Source organism: Clostridium thermobutyricum DSM 4928, from assembly GCF_002050515.1.
Taxonomy (GTDB): domain Bacteria; phylum Bacillota; class Clostridia; order Clostridiales; family Clostridiaceae; genus Clostridium; species Clostridium thermobutyricum.
Genome location: NZ_LTAY01000033.1, coordinates 18,678 through 37,233 on the forward strand (window position 1 = coordinate 18,678; position 18,556 = coordinate 37,233).

At 26.7% G+C, this 18,556-nt stretch carries 18 protein-coding genes; 5 read left to right on the forward strand and 13 right to left on the reverse strand.

What is annotated here, in order from left to right; translation table 11 throughout:
• Positions 1-40: 40 nt before the first annotated feature.
• The 6 genes from tgt to CLTHE_RS06315 form a co-directional block, all read right to left on the reverse strand.
• Entirely contained in the window at positions 41-1,177 is a 1,137-nt protein-coding gene (gene tgt / locus CLTHE_RS06290) for a tRNA guanosine(34) transglycosylase Tgt (protein WP_002597879.1), read from the reverse strand.
• A gap of 20 nt (positions 1,178-1,197) precedes the next feature.
• Positions 1,198-2,223, reverse strand: a complete 1,026-nt coding sequence (queA, locus tag CLTHE_RS06295; RefSeq protein WP_080022501.1) for a tRNA preQ1(34) S-adenosylmethionine ribosyltransferase-isomerase QueA — start codon at positions 2,221-2,223, stop codon at positions 1,198-1,200.
• A gap of 5 nt (positions 2,224-2,228) precedes the next feature.
• Complete coding sequence (ruvB, locus tag CLTHE_RS06300; RefSeq protein ID WP_002597881.1) at positions 2,229-3,269, reverse strand: Holliday junction branch migration DNA helicase RuvB; 1,041 nt, start codon at positions 3,267-3,269, stop codon at positions 2,229-2,231.
• Positions 3,270-3,279: 10 nt separating this feature from the next.
• Positions 3,280-3,879 (reverse strand): Holliday junction branch migration protein RuvA, encoded by a 600-nt coding sequence (ruvA, locus tag CLTHE_RS06305; RefSeq protein WP_080022502.1) that lies wholly within the window; start codon positions 3,877-3,879, stop codon positions 3,280-3,282.
• A 155-nt stretch (positions 3,880-4,034) separates the two neighbouring features.
• Positions 4,035-4,601 (reverse strand): hypothetical protein, encoded by a 567-nt coding sequence (locus tag CLTHE_RS06310; RefSeq protein WP_080022503.1) that lies wholly within the window; start codon positions 4,599-4,601, stop codon positions 4,035-4,037.
• 67 nt (positions 4,602-4,668) lie between these two features.
• Positions 4,669-5,667 carry a tyrosine-protein phosphatase gene (locus tag CLTHE_RS06315; RefSeq protein WP_080022504.1) on the reverse strand — a complete coding sequence of 333 codons (999 nt, stop codon included), beginning with the start codon at positions 5,665-5,667 and terminating at the stop codon, positions 4,669-4,671.
• 165 nt (positions 5,668-5,832) lie between these two features.
• On the opposite strand from CLTHE_RS06315, the gene CLTHE_RS06320 reads away from it, so the two are divergent.
• The 4 genes from CLTHE_RS06320 (at position 5,833) to CLTHE_RS06335 (ending at position 10,968) form a co-directional block, all read left to right on the forward strand.
• Positions 5,833-7,335, forward strand: a complete 1,503-nt coding sequence (locus CLTHE_RS06320; RefSeq protein ID WP_080022505.1) for an ABC transporter permease subunit — start codon at positions 5,833-5,835, stop codon at positions 7,333-7,335.
• A 12-nt stretch (positions 7,336-7,347) separates the two neighbouring features.
• Positions 7,348-8,079: an amino acid ABC transporter ATP-binding protein gene (locus CLTHE_RS06325; protein ID WP_080022506.1), complete on the forward strand. Its 732-nt coding sequence runs from the start codon at positions 7,348-7,350 to the stop codon at positions 8,077-8,079.
• Between the two features lie 305 nt (positions 8,080-8,384).
• On the forward strand, positions 8,385-9,584 hold the full coding sequence (locus tag CLTHE_RS06330) for a multidrug effflux MFS transporter (RefSeq protein WP_080022507.1): 1,200 nt from the start codon (positions 8,385-8,387) through the stop codon (positions 9,582-9,584).
• 103 nt (positions 9,585-9,687) lie between these two features.
• Positions 9,688-10,968 (forward strand): ComEC/Rec2 family competence protein, encoded by a 1,281-nt coding sequence (locus tag CLTHE_RS06335; RefSeq protein WP_158082674.1) that lies wholly within the window; start codon positions 9,688-9,690, stop codon positions 10,966-10,968.
• Positions 10,969-11,061: 93 nt separating this feature from the next.
• On the opposite strand, the gene CLTHE_RS06340 is transcribed toward CLTHE_RS06335, so the two are convergent.
• The 7 genes from CLTHE_RS06340 to hflX all read right to left on the reverse strand — a co-directional run bounded on the left by CLTHE_RS06340 (position 11,062) and on the right by hflX (position 17,598).
• A complete protein-coding gene (locus CLTHE_RS06340) occupies positions 11,062-11,256 on the reverse strand; it encodes a (2Fe-2S)-binding protein (protein WP_080022509.1) in 195 nt (64 codons plus the stop codon).
• A 412-nt stretch (positions 11,257-11,668) separates the two neighbouring features.
• Complete coding sequence (locus tag CLTHE_RS06345; RefSeq protein ID WP_080022510.1) at positions 11,669-12,406, reverse strand: YebC/PmpR family DNA-binding transcriptional regulator; 738 nt, start codon at positions 12,404-12,406, stop codon at positions 11,669-11,671.
• A 94-nt stretch (positions 12,407-12,500) separates the two neighbouring features.
• Entirely contained in the window at positions 12,501-13,154 is a 654-nt protein-coding gene (locus CLTHE_RS06350; RefSeq protein ID WP_080022511.1) for a YigZ family protein, read from the reverse strand.
• Positions 13,135-14,547, reverse strand: a complete 1,413-nt coding sequence (locus CLTHE_RS06355) for an aminotransferase-like domain-containing protein (RefSeq protein ID WP_080022512.1) — start codon at positions 14,545-14,547, stop codon at positions 13,135-13,137. Before CLTHE_RS06355 ends, CLTHE_RS06350 begins: the two co-directional genes overlap by 20 nt.
• An 82-nt stretch (positions 14,548-14,629) precedes the next feature.
• The gene (locus tag CLTHE_RS06360; RefSeq protein WP_080022513.1) at positions 14,630-15,130 is read right to left on the reverse strand and encodes a hypothetical protein; all 501 of its coding nucleotides are present in this window, start codon (positions 15,128-15,130) and stop codon (positions 14,630-14,632) included.
• A 123-nt stretch (positions 15,131-15,253) separates the two neighbouring features.
• Positions 15,254-15,760 carry a hypothetical protein gene (locus tag CLTHE_RS06365; protein WP_080022514.1) on the reverse strand — a complete coding sequence of 169 codons (507 nt, stop codon included), beginning with the start codon at positions 15,758-15,760 and terminating at the stop codon, positions 15,254-15,256.
• Between the two features lie 41 nt (positions 15,761-15,801).
• Positions 15,802-17,598, reverse strand: coding sequence for a GTPase HflX (gene hflX / locus CLTHE_RS06370; RefSeq protein WP_080022515.1), 1,797 nt, complete (start codon positions 17,596-17,598; stop codon positions 15,802-15,804).
• A 157-nt stretch (positions 17,599-17,755) separates the two neighbouring features.
• On the opposite strand from hflX, the gene hpt reads away from it, so the two are divergent.
• Positions 17,756-18,280, forward strand: a complete 525-nt coding sequence (hpt, locus tag CLTHE_RS06375; protein WP_002597896.1) for a hypoxanthine phosphoribosyltransferase — start codon at positions 17,756-17,758, stop codon at positions 18,278-18,280.
• Positions 18,281-18,556: the final 276 nt, after the last annotated feature.

An 18,556-nucleotide genomic window follows, 5' to 3' on the forward strand; every position in this document is an offset into this window, starting at 1 on the left:
TTAAAAGTAGTATACATATTATTTTTTTTTATGTCAAATTTTATTTTTTATTCCAATCTTTTAATTTCTTTTCCTTAAATTCCTTATAACAATCATTATCTATAGCTTCTCTTATCTCTTCCATTAATTTATTGTAGAAATAAAGATTGTGAAGAACTGTAAGTCTCATAGCTAACATTTCTTTTGCTTTGAAAAGATGTCTTATATATGCTCTTGTATAATTTTTACAAGCTGGACATCCACATCCTTCATCTATAGGTCTTGTATCAAATTCAAATTTAGCATTCATAAGATTTATTTTTCCATTTGCAGTAAATACTTGCCCATGTCTTCCATTTCTAGCTGGAAGGACACAATCAAAGAAGTCTACACCTCTATCAACTGCCTCAAGTATATTTTCTGGAGTTCCTACTCCCATTAAATATATTGGCTTATCTTCTGGTAAATGTGGAACTACTTCATCTATAATTTCATACATTTCTTCATGAGTCTCACCAACAGCTAACCCTCCAATTGCATATCCATCAAGATCTAATTTTTTTATTTCCTCTGCATGTGCAACTCTTATATCTTTAAATGTAGCTCCTTGATTTATACCAAATAACATTTGTTCTTTATTTATTGTTTCTGGAAGAGAATTTAATCTATCCATTTCCTTTTTACATCTCTTAAGCCATCTTGTTGTTCTTTCTACTGATTTCTCAACATATTCTCTTGTTGAAGGAATTGGAATACATTCATCAAAAGCCATTGCTATAGTTGATGCAAGATTACTTTGAATTTGCATACTTTCTTCAGGCCCCATAAATATTTTTCTTCCATCTATATGAGAATTAAAATAAACTCCTTCTTCTTTTATTTTTCTCATACTTGCAAGAGAGAAAACTTGGAATCCACCTGAATCTGTAAGAATAGGTCTATCCCAATTCATAAACTTATGTAATCCTCCTAATTTTGCTACTGTTTTATCACTTGGTCTTAAATGAAGATGGTATGTATTAGATAATTCTACTTGACATCCAATATCTTTTAAATCCATACTTGAAACTGCTCCCTTTATAGCAGCTAATGTCCCAACATTCATGAAAACTGGTGTTTCAACAGTTCCATGAGGTGTTACAAATCTACCTCTTCTTGCTTTACCATCTTTTTTTAATAAGGTATATCTTTTACTCAAATTTTTCACTCCTATTCCTTCTACTTTATAAACATTGCATCTCCAAATGAGAAGAATCTATATTTATCCTTAACTGCAGTTTTATATGCATTAAGAACATGTTCTTGACCTGCTAATGCTGATACAAGCATTATAAGGGTTGACTCTGGTAAATGAAAATTAGTAATTAAATTGTCTACTATTTTAAATTTATATCCAGGATATATAAAAATATCAGTCCAGCCACTACATTCTCTTACTTTCCCATTTTCATCTCCTATAGTTTCAAGAGTTCTTGTTGAAGTTGTTCCTACAGAAATTATTCTACCACCATTTTCTTTTGTTTTATTTATTAAATCTGCAGTTTCTTTAGATAGTTGATAAAATTCTGAATGCATCACATGATCATTTATATCATCAACTTTAACTGGCCTAAAAGTACCAAGACCAACATGTAAAGTAAGATATCCTACATTAACCCCCTTATCTTCTATTTTTTTTAAAAGATCTTTTGTAAAATGTAATCCTGCAGTTGGTGCTGCTGCTGATCCTTTCTCTTTAGAATAAACAGTTTGATATCTTTCTCTATCATCTAACTTTTCATGAATATAAGGAGGTAATGGCATTTCTCCTAATGAATCTAATACTTCTTCAAATATTCCATCATAGCTAAATTCTATAACTCTATTTCCTGTTTCTAAAACTTCAACTACTTCACATTTTAATTGACCATTACCAAAAGTAAACTTTCTTCCTACTCTAGCAGTTTTCCCTGGCTTAGCTAAACATTCCCACTTATCTCCTTCTAATCTTTTAAGTAATAAGAATTCTATTTTACCACCTGTTTCTTCTTTTTCACCAATTAATCTAGCAGGCATAACTCTTGTATTATTAAGAATAAGTGTATCTCCTGGATTTAAATAATCTATTATATCACTAAAAACTTTATGCTCTATTTCTCCTGTTTCCTTATTTAAAACCATAAGTCTTGATGAATCCCTTTTTTCTAGTGGATGTTGTGCTATCAGTTCTTCTGGTAAATCAAAATTAAAATCACTTACTTTCATTTCTATTACTCCTCGCTTTTAAAAAAACTTTTTTGCTCTCCTATAACTTTCTCATTCCCTATTTTTCTTCCTAAATGTTTATAAGCTTTTTCTGTTGCCATTCTTCCTCTTGGAGTTCTTACAATAAATCCTTGTTGAAGAAGATATGGTTCATAAACATCTTCTATAGTTCCAAGCTCTTCTCCTATAAAATATGAAAGAGTTTCTATTCCTACTGGTCCACCTTTAAAATTATCAATAATAGCTTCTAATATTTTATTATCAACTCTATCAAATCCTCTATTATCTACTTCTAAAAGTTCTAGAGCATCTTTTGCTTCTTTATAACTTATAACATTATCTCCTTCAACTTCTGAATAATCTCTTACTCTTTTTAAAAGTCTATTAGCAATTCTTGGTGTTCCTCTAGATCTTCTAGCAATCTCTCTTGCACCTTCTTCTGTTATTTTTGATCCAAATACCATTGCACTACGTATTATAATATCTGTTAATTGATCTTCTGTATAATATTCCATAGCACAAAGCACTCCAAATCTATCTCTAAGTGGAGATGTAAGCATTCCAACTCTTGTTGTTGCTCCAATAAGTGTAAATTTAGCTAAATCTAATCTGATTGATTTTGCAGCTGCTCCCTTTCCTATAACAATATCTAATGCATAATCTTCCATAGCAGGATAAAGTATTTCTTCTACACTTCTATTTAATCTATGAATCTCATCAATAAACAAAACATCATTATCACTTAAAGTTGTTAATATAGCAGCTAAATCTCCTGCTCTCTCTATTGCAGGTCCAGAAGTTATTTTTAAATTTCCACCCATTTCTTTTGCAATAATATTTGCAAGAGTAGTCTTTCCTAATCCTGGAGGTCCATAAAGAAGTACATGGTCTAAAGCTTCTCCTCTTTTCATTGCAGCTTTAATAAATATATTAAGTCTTTCTTTTACTTTGTCTTGACCTATATATTCACTTATTTTTTCTGGTCTTAAACTTAATTCTTTTCCTATATCTTCGTTTAATTCGTTTGGTGTTATTATTCTTTCCATTTCTAACCCCCTATCCCATTAAAACTTTTAAAGCCTCTTTTATCATTTCCTCTACTGAATTTCCTTTATTTATAGTTTTAATGGCTGTATTTGCTTCTTTTTCTGAATATCCTAAAGCTAATAATGCCCCTAAAACTTCTTGAATATTTTCATAGTCAGCTTCTTGTTCACTTCCTATTTCTAAACCTTCATCATTTAAGAATTCATCTGGCTTAAGTTTATCTTTAAGTTCTAAAATTATTCTTCCTGCTGTTTTTTTTCCTATGCCAGGTGCCTTACATAAATGCTTGTCATCTCCAGTCATTATCGCATATTTAAGATTTGTTATTTTGCTTATTGAAAGAAGGGATAATGCTGCTTTTGCTCCAACTCCATTTATTCCTAAAAGCATATTGAACATATTTAATTCATCTCTTGATATAAATCCATAAAGTCCTATAAAATCTTCTCTAACAATTTGAGTTAAATACAACATAACTTCTTCTGAAACTTTTGGCATTTCTGACATTGTAATTCCTGATGTAAAAATTTTATATCCAATATTATTATTTTCTATTATTATATAATCTTTGATTATTCCCATATATTTGCCTTTTATATATTCATACATATGTAAATCCCCCATTCTCTTAAATGTGAAAGTATGTTCTCATAAGTCTACTTATTACTTTATCATTTTAAGAGAAATCTTTCAATATTAAAGAAAATTTTAAGGCTTAGCAAAATAAATTGCTAAGCCTTTATATAAAGTATATTTAAGAGGTTTTACGAATTTAGCTCTGTCATTTCTTCTTCAACTTCTTCTAAGCTTTCTGAAGAAAAATAAGTTTTATCTTTTAATTGTTGCATTTCTGCATCACTAAGTCTAATTAAATCAAGTGAAGTTTCATATTCTCTAATTAAATCCATTTTTCCATTTTCATCTGATTTATAAATAGCTAAATATCCATTATGTTCTCCAATAAAATATTTATTAGCTTCTTTCTTTTTTTCCACAGTTCTTTTAAAAGTAAAAACTTCATCTGTTTTTTTATCTATTTCATAGCCTTCTTTTCCTAATATTTCTTTTACATTTTCTTCAGTTAAAGTTTTATCTATTCCATATTCTTTTTTAAAGTCTTCTAAAGTTAATGTTTTTTCATTTTTATTGTTTGAATATAAGGCTATTACAAGGCTTTCTTTTAATGCCTTTTGTCCATTATTATAAACTGCTGTTTCTTCACTTTTATTTCTATTATTAATTTTATTACTTACAACATTATATGTTATTGCAAAAATTCCAATAAGTGCTAAACTACTACATAAAACTATTATTTTATTCTTTCTATTCATCAATAATCACACTCCTTTTAGCTTGATTATTGACAAATAGATAAATTTTATACATTATTATTTAAATTTAATATAAATATTTTTTTCTTAGCTTAGATAACTCTTCTGAATCTATACCATATTCTTGTAAAAAATAATTTTCATAAGTATTGTATCTGCTTTTTATTGCATTTAAAGATTCTAATATAAAGCTTTCCTCTACTCCTAATACTTCTTTAAATACTTTAAGCATTTCTTCATTTTGAATATATTTAGAATAAGTATTTATAATTTTTGCATTATCATTTTTTCTATATTTATTACTTTCTAAATAATCAAATATTACAGTCTTTTCATCAACACCTAATAAAAGAAGTATTAATGCTGAACCTAATCCTGTTCTATCTTTCCCAGCTGTACAATGTTGAAGTATTGCAAATTCTCCATCTTCTCTAACAGCCTCTATTAACTTTTTATAAGCTTCATTACCAAATGGCATTACTTTATAACTATTTCTAAGCATTTCTTTTGGAGAAATAGTTGCACTACCACTCATAAACTTTTTCATATATGCTTCCATATCAAGGTTTTCATTATTTCCATCTGCGCTTTCCATTGCAGGTATATTTATATTTTTAACTCCTTCTATTTGCATATCTGGTGCATCATTCACTTCTGATTTTGATCTATAATCAAAAACATATTTTATATTTAAAGTTTTAAAATATCTTAAATCTTTGCTATCTAATTCTTTTAAATATTCTGATCTATAAAAATATCCCCATTTTACCATTCTTCCATCTTTAGTATAATATCCCCCAAGGTCTCTAAAATTGCAAAAATCACTTAATGGTATTAATCTTTCTGCAAGTTCAATTTCTTCTCCCTCTGTTTTAACTATATAAAAATTTCTATTTTCTATATCAGGATCTTTAAATCCAACTTCATTACTTTTAAAGTCAATTAAAAATTTTTCCTTATCATTAACTGTCTTTTTATAAAATATTTTTCCTTCAACCTCTCTATCTAACTTTATATTTATAAAGCCATCATTATTTCTTTTTAAAATACCTTTTAAATTTTCCATATTCATCACCTCACTAATTTATACATCATTTCCATATTACTACTTTTATTAATATTTTTTATATTTCTTAATTATATTTAATTAATTGTTCATTTTAAAGTTGACTTTTTAGATAGGAATAATTATAATTTTAAAAAAGATTTAACTACTTAAGGAGCGATACTAATGAAAAATAAAAAATTATTAGTAGGAATATTTTCTTTAGTCATTATTTTATTAGCTATTGGATTTGGGGTACATAGCTTTAAAACAAAAAAAGATAATATAAACTATAAAAACACTATTACTGTTGGAACTTCTGGAACTTATTATCCATTTACTTTTATGAACGGTGACAAATTAGAAGGTTTTGAAATTGATGTATGGAAAGCAATTGGAAAAGAATTGAATTATAAAGTCGATTTTAAAACTGCATCTTTTAGTGGATTGTTTGGTATGCTAGATAGCGGAAAAGTTGATACTTTAGCTAATCAAATAACTGTTACTGAAGAAAGAACTCTAAAATACGATTTCACTCAACCTACAACATATAGCGGAGCACAAATAGTTGTAAAAAAAGGGGACAACTCTATAACTAACTTAAGTGATCTAAAAGGGAAAAGTGTTGGAGTTGATCTTGGAAGTAACTATGAACAAATAATCAAATCTCAAGATAAAAATAATAATATCAAAGTTCTTACTTATCAAAATACTGATGCAGCATTCAATCAACTTTTACTTGGAAGAATAGATGCTGTAGTAATAGATAGAATATCTGCTGTATCTGCAATAAAAGAAAAAAATCTTGACTTACAACTTGCAGGGCAACCTATTGATAAAATAGAAAATGCATATCCTTTTACTAAAAATAATAAAGAATTAATGGAAAAGGTTAATTCTGCTATAACAAAGCTTAAAGAAAATGGAACTTTAAAAAATATTTCTGAAAAATGGCTTGGAACTAATGTAACTAATCCAAATTCAGCTACCTCTATATCAAATAATATACAAGAGACTTCTAAAAAATCAACTTTTGATTTTATGTATTCTCTATCTCTTATTCCATTACTATTTAAAGCACTTAATATAACTTTATCTCTTTCAATTTTAGGAATGCTTTTAGGACTAATTGTTGGAATTATTCTAACAATTATAAGACTTTATAAAATACCTGTTATAAAGCAATTAGCTGAAATTTATATTTCCTTTTTTAGAGGTACTCCACTGCTTGTACAGCTTTTCTTACTTTATTTTGGACTTCCACAAGTTTTTCCATTTTTAAAAGGTATGGATGCTTACACAGCCTCATTAATAGGACTTGGTTTAAATGCCTCAGCTTATATAGCTGAAATTCTTCGTTCATCTATATCAGCTATTGAAAAAGGACAAATGGAAGCTTGTCTTTCATTAGGTATGACATATTGGCAAGGATTAAAGCGTGTAGTACTTCCTCAAGCATTTAGAATATCAATTCCTCCTTTAGGAAACATATTTGTAGATACTGTTAAGGGTTCTTCTCTTGCTTTTACTCTTGGAGTTGTAGATATTTTAGCAACAGCCCAAATGTCAGCTGCTTCTAACTATAAATTTTTCGAAAGTTATATTATAGTTGCTATTATGTACTGGATAGTTATTTCTATATTTAACTTTTTACAAAGAAAACTTGAAAATAAACTTTCAACTTATTAAGGAGGATTTTATATGATTACAGTAAAAAATTTAAAGAAAAATTTTGGTAACTTAGAAGTTTTAAAAGATATAAATCTTCATGTAGATAAAGGGGAAGTAATATCTATATTAGGTCCTTCTGGTTCAGGTAAAAGTACATTTTTAAGATGCCTAAATTACTTAGAAATTCCAACTTCAGGTGTTTTAACAATTGGAGATACAACTATAAATGCAAAAACAGCAAATAAAACAGAAATAAATAGTTTAAGAAAAGAATCAGCTATGGTTTTTCAAAATTATAATCTATTCAACAATAAAACAGTTTTAGAAAATGTAACAGAAGCTTTAATAGTTGTAAAAAAACTTTCTAAATCTGAAGCTATAAATATAGCTATGGATTCTTTAAAAAAAGTTGGAATGGAAGAAAAAAAAGATGTTTATCCTAAAACTCTTTCTGGTGGACAAAAGCAACGTGTATCAATTGCACGTGCTATTGCTCTTAATCCTAAAGTTATACTTTTTGATGAACCAACTTCAGCTTTAGATCCAGAGCTTGTATCAGAAGTTCTTTCTGTAATAAAAGATTTAGCTAGAGAACATAGAACAATGTTGATTGTAACTCATGAAATGTCCTTTGCACGTGATGTGTCTGATAGAGTAATATTTATGGATAATGGTTACATTGTTGAAGAAGGAACACCAAAAGAAATTTTTTCAAATCCAAAACAAGATAGAACAAAACAATTCTTAAATAAATTTATATAAACAAAAGGCAACCTAATTTTCAGGTTGCTTTTTTATAAATTTATTCTATTTGTACTATTGTTAATAAATAAGCTTAATAAAAATATTAAACTTATAATATAAAGTTAATTTAAATTCTTAATTTTCAAATTATTATATAAAATATAAAATTTATTTAATATAAATATTTTATATATACCTTTTTAATACATCCTTGTAAATATTAACTTTGCATTATTTTTGCTTACTCTTTAGAATATATAATGTATTTTTAAAATTTATATTTAAATTTTAATGTTAATAAATTTATATTAGGAGGTTTTTTAATGGAAAATTCAAAAGTATCCCAAAAAATTTTAGGGAATACTGGATTTATTGCTTTTGTTGGATTTTTAAGTGCATTTGTTCCTATGTCAACTGACTTATACTTACCTGCACTTCCTAGCATGATTAATAGTTTTCATACTAATATACAAACGCTTAATTTAACTATTACATTTTTCTTTTTATTTTATGCTATTAGTATGCTATTTTGGGGTCCTTTAAGTGATAAACATGGAAGAAAAATAATTCTTTCAATTGGAATGATTTTATATACTTTAGGAAGCTTTTTATGCTTCATCTCTCCAACAGTTACTACATTAATTTTTGCTAGAATACTTCAAGCAATTGGAAGTGGTTCTGCAGTTTCTGTTGCTACTGCTATGATGAAAGATGTTTATACTGGTAAAAAATTAGTTGCTATGCTTGCTACTGTTCAATCAATAGCTATGACAACACCAGTTGTTGCTCCTATAATAGGTGCATTTATATTACGTTATACTTCATGGCATGGAATATTTCTTATTTTAAGTATTGTTGGAATTATTGCTGTTATAGGAAGTCTTTTATTAACTGAAACTCTTACAGTATTTAATAAAGGAAATTTAATTGAAGTATTTAGTAAGTTAGGAACAGTTGCTAAAAATCCTAAATTTTCTGTTCTTTTACTTGTATTTTCAATTCCTAGTATGCCAATGATGGCTTACATAACAATGTCTTCGTATATATACATAGATGGTTTTAAACTTAGTGATCAAGTTTATAGTTTATTCTATTCATGTACAGGATTATTTTTAGTAATTGGACCTATACTTTATATAAAACTATCTAAAAAGTTTAAAGACGCAAAAATAATTACTACCTGCTTTATACTTGTAATTTTAAGTGGTATAGCACTTCAATTATTTGGTTATAAGACACAATATACTTTTGTTCTTACAATTATACCTGCAATGCTATTTGGTAATATGCTTAGACCACCTGGAACTAATCTTATGTTACTACAACAAGATGATAATATAGGTTCAGCTTCTTCTTTAATAAGTTTTGCTAGTACTATAATGGGAAGCATTGGTATGTTTCTTATAACATTTAATTTTGGAAACAAAATAGTTGATATAGGATTTATGTATTTAATAGTTGGATTAATAAGTCTTATCTCTTGGATTTTAGTTTCTAAAAGTCATTATATAAAAATTAAATAATTTTTATTTCCCCTTTTAAAATAGGATATTAAATTTACATTTTAGACACAATATGATATTATATCTTCTGTATTTTTAATATATGGTTAAAAGGGGATTTTTTATGCAAAAAAAAATATTTAAAAGGTTTATTACTACTCTTATTGTTTTATTAACTATTTTATCTCAAACTGGCTGCTCTGCTACTCAGTCTTCTACAGCTAAAGCTGATACTCATCAAAATATAGAATCTTCTAATAATAAAAATCCTTCTATAAATTCTGATTCAAAAGAAAATACTTTAAATCAAGAAATAAAGATTCATTTTATTGATACTGGAAATAGTGATTCTATTTTAATACAAGGTGAAAAAACTTTATTAATAGATGGTGGAGATAATGGAGCTGAAAATCTTATACTAGATTATTTAAAAAGAAATAATGTACAATCTCTAGACTATATGATTGCCACTCATCCTCACGCAGATCATATAGGTGGTCTAGATGGCATAATAAATTCTATCTCCGTAAAACAACTTTTAGTTGCAAATGGGGATTCTGATACTTCTACTTATAGCGACTTCATAAATGCAGCTTCAGCTAAAAACTTAAAACCAAGTGTTCCATTAGAAGGAAGCGAATTTTCTATGGGCAATAATTCTAAATTTAAAGTATTCAATAGTAATGGAGGCTCAAATTCAAATGAACAGTCTTTAGTAGTTCTTTTCGAAAATGGAAAAGATAAAATTCTTTTAACTGGAGATGCCGAAAAAGAAACAGAATCAGAAATATTAGATAAAATTGTTGATGTTGATTTATTAAAAGTAGGTCATCATGGTTCTAGAACTAGTACTTCAATTGAATTTTTAAATAAAGTTAATCCTGAATATGCTGTTATAACAGTTGGAAAAGAAAATAAATATGGACACCCACATAAATCTACTATGGACAAGCTTAAAAATAAAAATATAAAAGTTCATAGAACAGATGAATGTGGAAATGTAGTATTTAATTCTACTGGAAATGGAATAACTACATCTTGTACTGAAGGTAGCTATAATTATAGAGATTCCCAAAATACTGATACCTCTAAAGATTCAACTACAAATATAAAAACTAATAATGAAAATACTAATTCACAATTAAACAATGGAACTACTTCTAGTAAATCTAATAAAACAAATACTAATAAGTCAACTTCTAAAAATAATAATAGTAAAAATGATTCAAATTCTAAAAAATCTACTACTAATACTACTCCTGTAACTCAAACTGTTTGGTTGTCAGAAACAGGTTCAAAATATCATAGAATAAATAATTGTGGAAGAATGAATCCTAATAAAGCTAGACAGGTTTCTTTAACAGAAGCAAGTGCATCTTATGGAAAATGTAAAAACTGTTTTTAAAATATATACTCTTCATAGAAGCTTCTATGAAGAGCTTTCTTATAAATAAAAGCTAGATGAATAAATATCATCTAGCTTTTTAAATTAATATTATTAAATATTCTCTTTAATTAAATCTTCTATAGGACCTCTGCATCTTCTTCCTTTACATCTTTTAGTTGCAGCCCCTGTAACTTCTTTAACTTTTTCAAAAGTATCCGCTCCATCTTTTATTGCTTTTACTATTTCCTCTTCTGTTATATGCATGCATTTACATATATACTCTTCATTTGATGAAAATAATCCCATATTATTTCTCCTTAAGTTAATTTTTTTACTTATTTTAAAATATCATATAAATCTTAAAATGATATGAATATAATATTATTTTTTATCTTTTTAAGATTTATATAAACATATGAAGTTTATTAAGTATTTATATTTTTTTATTTTTATTATTATCATTTACGAGTATTTTATTTTAAATATAAAAAAAGAAATTAATGTGAAATTTTTATAATCGCTTCTTCAATAATAAAATTATTAAAAAATAATTTTCAGCTAAAACTATTTTTACTCTTTTAAATAATCAATAATAAAAAATACACCTCCAATTTAAAAATATGTAAAATAACATATATCTAAATTGAAAGTGTATTATCAAATCTGGTATATCACCATCAAGCAATTTTCAAATTTTTAAAACTCTACTCTCAGAATACTATCCTTCCCATCCTTCAGGAAATTCAGCATTGTGGTAAACTTCTTGAACATCATCATCATCTTCAAGTAAGTCAAGCATTTTTTGGAATTTCTTAGCATCATCTTCATTTATTGCAGTAGTTGTATCTGGTATCATTTTTACTCCCGCTTCTAAGAATTCATATCCTGCACCTTCAAGGTTTTCTCTAACTTCACCAAAAGTATCTGGAGTTGTGTAAACTACGAATACTTCATCTTCTGCTTGGAAGTCATCTGCACCAGCATCTAAAGCTGTCATCATAACTTCTTCTTCGTCTAAGTCACCTTTTTCTATAACTATTTCACCTTTTTCTTGGAACATGAATCCTACACAACCTTGTGTACCCATGTTTCCCCCACCTTTAGTGAAAGCACTTCTAACATTTCCTGCAGATCTATTTTTATTATCTGTTAATGTATCTACTATTACAGCTACACCTGATGGACCATATCCTTCATATACAATGTGGTCATAGTTTACAGCTGCTAATTCTCCTGTTGCCTTTTTAATTGCTCTTGATATTGTATCATTAGGCATATTTGCTGCTTTTGCTTTTGCAATTATATCTCTAAGTTTCGCATTAGAGTCAGGATTAGGACCACCATTTTTTGCTGCCATTATTAGCTCTTTACCAATCTTTGTGAATATTTTCCCTCTTTTTGCATCCATTTTACCTTTTTTGGCTTGGATGTTATGCCATTTTGAATGTCCTGACATATTTATTCCTCCTGTCTCTTATAAAAAAAGTATTTTCTATAAAATTATATCACTCAAATATTTATTGTTCAATATTTGCATAGTTTATATTTTTTTAACAACTTATATTTTTATAAAGTCTATTTTCTTCTTTAAAATAAATTTCTTTTTCTGATTCACTTATTATAGCTTTTCCATTAGTTATTTGTATGAATTCATTTTTTATAGCATCTTTATTATCTTCTTCTACATAAATATGTATTATAACTTTATCTGTATATTCAGTATCTTCTATATACCACATATTTTGTCCACATGTATATTGAATTTTCCCAAGCAAATCATAATCTACTTCAATTGAAAGTTTTAATCCATTTACTTTTTCTACAATTCCACCAGCCTTTAAAGCTATACTTGCACCTTTAGTATATGCTCTTGTAAGACCTCCTGCACCTAAGAGTATTCCTCCAAAATATCTTGTTACTACAATTGCACAATCTGTAACTCCGCTTTTTTTCATAACTTCTAATATTGGAATTCCCGCAGTTCCTTGTGGTTCTCCATCATCTGAATATCTTTGAACTCCATAATTTTCTCCTATTACATATGCAAAACAATTATGTCTAGCTTGTTTATGAAGTGCTTTTATTTCATTTATAAATTCTTTTGCTTCTTCTTCTGTTTCTACTCTTTTAGCATATCCAATAAACTCTGATTTTTTTTCTTCAAAGCTATTCTCTCCTCTATCTCTAATTGTTATATACGCCATCTAATTCCTCCTTTATTTTCTTTATTCCTTCTTTTATCTTTTCTACATCTGTTTGAAAAAAACCTATTCTAAAAGACTTATCTCCATCTTTTTTATTTTTAAAGAACATAATTCCTGGAGTAATAAAAACTTTTTTTTCTCTAAGTCTTAAAAATAACTCTATTGAACTTATTTTATCTTCTTTTAATTTCAAATAAAAGTTTAATCCTCCTTTTGGTTTTTTATATTCAACATATTTACTTAAATTTTTTTCAATTTCCTTATCCATTGTTTTATATCTTTTTTTATATTCTTTAGATAATAAAAGTATATTTTCTTTCCATTTGCAATTTTTTATATAATATTCTAAAGCCCTTTGCATAAGACTTGAAGTTGAAATATCTGTATTAAGTTTAGACTTTAAAAAATTTTCTCTAAAAATTGTAGGAGTAATCATATACCCAAGTCTTATACCTGGTAAGAAAATTTTAGAAAAGCTTTTTATATAAATTACTCTATCATAAATGTCCAATTTTTTAAAAGGTATATATTCTAAAGTTTGTTCATATATAAGCTCTGATAAATAATCATCTTCTATAATATAAAAATCATATTTATTTGCCAAATCTAAAATCTTTTTTTTCTTTTCTAAGCTATATGATACTCCTGTTGGATTTTGAAAATAACTCATAACGTAAAGAGCTTTTATTCTATGATTTTTTAATACTTTTTCTAAAGCTTCAACATCAATTCCATCATCTTCTATTTGAATTTCAAATATATTTGCTTTTCTCCATTTAAATACAGATAAAGCTCCTCCATAAGTTGGCTTTTCTACAACTACATTATCATTGATATTTATTATAGCCTTAGAACAAATATCAATTCCTTGTTGTGCTCCTGATACTATAAGTATATTTTCAAGTTCTTTTTTATTTTTCCAAAAAGCATTATTTATAGTGCTTCTTAAAGGTTTATATCCAAATGTACTATGACTTAATAAAACTTCTTCCCCATCTCTATCTAATACTTTATTTATAATTTCTTTAAAATCTTTTATTGGAAACAATATTTCTTTTGTTGTCTCTCCAGTAAAATCTACAAAATTATAATTTTTACTTTCTATAATCTTAAAAGTTTTTGAATACTCACGTCTAAAATTAAAATTTATTTCTTTTCTTTTAGCATAGGTTCCACTCCCTATTTTTTGATAAGCATATCCTTCAGATTGCAATTTTTTATATGCATTAATAACTGTTATTTTATTTACATTTAATTCTTCGCTTAATTTTCTTATAGTTGGGAGTTTATCTCCATCTTCAATCAATTCCTTTTCTATCATATCTTTTATTTTAAAATAAATTTCTATGTATTTAGGTCTATCTTCTGTAAATTTTATTTCATCTACCCACATAAAGTTATCTCCCTTTTATCTAGTATATCTATTACATTATATAAAACTTATAAACATAAAAAAATAGGAAGTATAAAATAAATTATTCTTCCTTATCTTTCTTATAATATTCCAAACTATTTTCTCCACCATCTATTGCTATATTTATACCCTCTCTAAATATGCATGATCTTTTCCTCAAAACTTTAAATAATTCTTCAATCTCTTTATTCATTTCATAAGTCAAATCTAATGCGTGCCTTATCTCTCTCTTTCTACCATATGTATTATTTTGCATTAATTGTGCTGTATTAGCTATACTACTTGAAGATAATGATAAAAAATATATAATATCTACTAGAGGCCTTACTTTTCTATCAAAAAATACTAATTCATCATTTGATATATTAAATGAGTTCATGTTTTCTTTAATAGAATTTAATTCTGCAATTTTTGATGTAATATCTAATAACGCATCTTCTATTTCATTTGCCGTTGTATTTGAAGAAGAACCTGAATTCGTTATGTTTTTTGTAGCTATTGACTTCTTTACACTACTCCCAGTAGGATTAACTCTAGGATTATCTCTATCATCTGAATTCAAATCTCTCCCTCCTTCAAATTACTCCTTTTAAAATTTATATTCTTTTATTTTTAATTTATTATATCTTTAACTACATATTTTAAATTTAATATCTTAGTAAAAATATAGGAAGAATAAAATTAATTATTCTTCCCAAAACTTTTCACCTGGTCCACAAATTTTTATTGCTTGATTTATCCCATCTCTAAATATTTTTGTTCTTCTAAACATAGTTTCAAATAAGCATTCAATTTCTAAATTCATTTCATAAGTCAAATCTAATGCATGTTTCATTTCTTTTTTCTTTTTATAAGCATTATTTTGCATTAATTGTGCCGTATTAGCTATACTACTTGAAGATAATGATAAAAAATAAATATTTTGGACTAAAGGTTTTACTTTTCTTTCATAAAATAGTTGTTCATCTTTTGGTATATTAAATGAATTCATATTTTCTTTTATAGAGTTTAATTCTTCTACATGCGCAGTAAGATCTTCTAATGAACTTTGTGATGATTGTTTTGAATTTTGTATATTTTGTGTGTTAGTAGATTTTGTAGTATCACTATCTTGCCCAGTTAATCCTTGATAACTTTTGTCAGTATTACTATCTCCATTTAATCGCTTACTTTTTTTATCATCTGAATCCAAAAAATATCAACTCCATTAAATTACTTTATAAAATTGTATTCTTAATTTAATTCTTTTATTATATATTCCTTTGTTTTATTATAAATTTCTTCATCAACTTCAACTTCCATTAAAGTTCCTTCATTTACATAATCTTCTTTTAAAATTCTAGCATTTCTATGAAGTAAAGATACTACATCTCCTCTATCATAAGGAATTACTACCTCAACTTTCTTTAAACTATATGGAAGCTTTTCTTCAATTTTCTCTATAAGAAGATCTAAATTAACCTCTTGTTTAGCTGATATTTCAATTATGTTATAGTTAGAAAACTCTTTTTTTATCTCTTCTAATTGTTCTTCTGATGCTTTATCAACTTTATTTAAAACAAGAATTGTTTCCTTATCTAAAGAATCTAGTTCTCGTAATACTTCTTCTACTGCTTTTACTTGCTCTATTGCATCTTCACTTGAAGAATCCACAACATGACATAAAAGATCAGCATAAATTACTTCTTCTAATGTTGATTTAAAAGCTTCAACAAGATCATGTGGAAGCTTACGAACAAATCCAACTGTATCCGTAAGAGTTATTAATCCTTTATTTTTTAATATTATAGCTCTAGTTGTTATATCTAAAGTTGCAAAAAGCATATCAGCTTCAAAAACTTCTTCTTTAGTTCTATTATCTTTTAAAGCTGCAACTTTACAAAGAGCATTTCTTAAAGTGGACTTTCCTGCATTTGTATAACCAACAAGAGAAACTTTAGGTATGTTTTCTTTATTTCTTTTTTCTCTCTGAACTTCTCTTGTTTTCTTTATCTTCTTAAGTTCAGAATTAAGATCATATATTGTTTCATTTATATGTCTTTTATCAGTTTCTAATTTCTTTTCTCCAGGACCTCTTGTACCAATTCCTCCACCTGTTCTTGAAAGGACAGTTCCAAGTCCCATAAGCCTACTTTTTCTATATTTTAATTGTGCAAGTTCTACTTGAATTTTAGCTTCTTTACTTTTAGCACGTCTTGCAAATATTTCAAGTATAAGAGTAGTTCTATCTATTACTTTAGCACCTATAGCATTCTCTAAATTTCTAACTTGTGCTCCTGATAATTCATCATCAAATATAATTAAATTTGCTCTTTCAATCTGTCTTAAATTTGCTATTTCAAGAACTTTTCCTCTTCCTATATAAAAAGCTGGATCTATTTTATTTCTTCCTTGAAATACTGTGTTTAAAACTGGTATTTCACAAGCTTTAGTAAGCTCTACAAGTTCTTCTAAACTTTCTTTTGTATCTGAACCTACTAGTATAGCTTTTTCTTCTAAATCTTCTTCTACATCATTTTCTTTTATAAGACTTTCTGCATATTTTATTTTATCTAAAATATTTATTGAAAATAATCCATCTAATGATATATTATTTTTTTCTTCATATACAAGATTATTATTATAAACTGTAAGATTAGCTATTGAGAAATCAATTATTTTTCCTTCATAAATTCCAATAGCAGCTATTGCATCTAATTTTAATTTTAAAAGTGCAGTTAAATCTAAAGCTGAAAGATTACTATATCCATTAGGATGAGTATGAATAACTCTCACGCCTGAAAGTCTTTTTTCATTTATATCTAAAATTGGAAGTTCTACTGATGTCGAATCTCCAATTGCAATTGATGTAACTTTCCCTCTTCTATCTATAGCTACACTTATTTCTCTTTCTATTTGTGTTGATAATTTTACTATAGTATTTATTATTTCAGTTGAACAAAATTCTGTCTTTTGAGTTTTTATACCATATAAAAGATCAAGTTCGTTTAATATTGAGTTTCTAACTCCATCTACATTTCCATGTATCATACTATCACCTCTTATTTATGACTTTAGATTGTCTCCATTCTACTCTATCTATATAGTATTGTAAACATCAGGTCATAAATTTATCCTTGATTTTTATGGAATAATACAGTATTTTTATTAGTATGAACAATCGATATACAACTTGGAGGTTTTAAACATGGAAAATAAAAAACGTAATATACTTTTTTCTGAAGAACAGATTAAAGAAAGAACTAAAGAAGTAGGAGCACAAATTACAAAAGATTTTGAAGACAAAAATCTTTATGTACTTTCACTTTTAAGAGGAAGTTTTATTTTTGCTGCTGATTTAGTTAGATGCATTGATACAAAAGCTAAAATTGGATTTATGACTACATCAAGTTATGGTCATAGCGAAGAAAGTTCTGGAAATGTACAAGTAGTAAATGATATTCCTGATAATATAGAAGGATATGATGTTTTAATAGTTGATGATATAGTTGACAGTGGAATTACTATGAATTTTGTTGTAGAACACGTAAAAAAATTGGGAGCAAAATCAGTTAAGACTTGCGTTCTTTTAGATAAACCTTCAAGAAGACAAGTAGAAATAACACCTGACTATTGTTGTTTCCCAATAGATGATCTTTTCGTTGTTGGATACGGATTAAATTATGGTGATTATTATAGAAATGTTCCTTATGTCTTCAATTGGGAAGTTTAGATAACATATTTTAATTGCATTAAACCTAGATAAATATTTTATCTAGGTTTTTATTTTTTAATATATATATTTCATAATATTTTTTATAATTGTTATTTTTCCTATAAGAATATAAACATTATAATAATCTTTAATTTATATAATTTCTTAAAATGATTTCATTCTTAACCATGCTTTTTATATACCTTTATATCTATTGAGTTGAATAATTATAACTATTTATATTCGAAACTATCTCTAAATTTATAGTACATTCTATATAAAATAACATAATAT

Bases quoted from the DNA above. Each gene is read 5' to 3' on its own strand.
- queA (WP_080022501.1), bottom strand. From the start codon at position 2,223: ATGAAAGTAAGTGATTTTAATTTTGATTTACCAGAAGAACTGATAGCA.
- ruvB (WP_002597881.1), bottom strand. From the start codon at position 3,269: ATGGAAAGAATAATAACACCAAACGAATTAAACGAAGATATAGGAAAA.
- ruvA (WP_080022502.1), bottom strand. From the start codon at position 3,879: ATGTATGAATATATAAAAGGCAAATATATGGGAATAATCAAAGATTAT.
- CLTHE_RS06310 (WP_080022503.1), bottom strand. From the start codon at position 4,601: ATGAATAGAAAGAATAAAATAATAGTTTTATGTAGTAGTTTAGCACTT.
- CLTHE_RS06315 (WP_080022504.1), bottom strand. From the start codon at position 5,667: ATGGAAAATTTAAAAGGTATTTTAAAAAGAAATAATGATGGCTTTATA.
- CLTHE_RS06320 (WP_080022505.1), top strand. From the start codon at position 5,833: ATGAAAAATAAAAAATTATTAGTAGGAATATTTTCTTTAGTCATTATT.
- CLTHE_RS06325 (WP_080022506.1), top strand. From the start codon at position 7,348: ATGATTACAGTAAAAAATTTAAAGAAAAATTTTGGTAACTTAGAAGTT.
- CLTHE_RS06330 (WP_080022507.1), top strand. From the start codon at position 8,385: ATGGAAAATTCAAAAGTATCCCAAAAAATTTTAGGGAATACTGGATTT.
- CLTHE_RS06335 (WP_158082674.1), top strand. From the start codon at position 9,688: ATGCAAAAAAAAATATTTAAAAGGTTTATTACTACTCTTATTGTTTTA.
- CLTHE_RS06340 (WP_080022509.1), bottom strand. From the start codon at position 11,256: ATGGGATTATTTTCATCAAATGAAGAGTATATATGTAAATGCATGCAT.
- CLTHE_RS06345 (WP_080022510.1), bottom strand. From the start codon at position 12,406: ATGTCAGGACATTCAAAATGGCATAACATCCAAGCCAAAAAAGGTAAA.
- CLTHE_RS06350 (WP_080022511.1), bottom strand. From the start codon at position 13,154: ATGGCGTATATAACAATTAGAGATAGAGGAGAGAATAGCTTTGAAGAA.
- CLTHE_RS06355 (WP_080022512.1), bottom strand. From the start codon at position 14,547: ATGTGGGTAGATGAAATAAAATTTACAGAAGATAGACCTAAATACATA.
- hflX (WP_080022515.1), bottom strand. From the start codon at position 17,598: ATGATACATGGAAATGTAGATGGAGTTAGAAACTCAATATTAAACGAA.
- hpt (WP_002597896.1), top strand. From the start codon at position 17,756: ATGGAAAATAAAAAACGTAATATACTTTTTTCTGAAGAACAGATTAAA.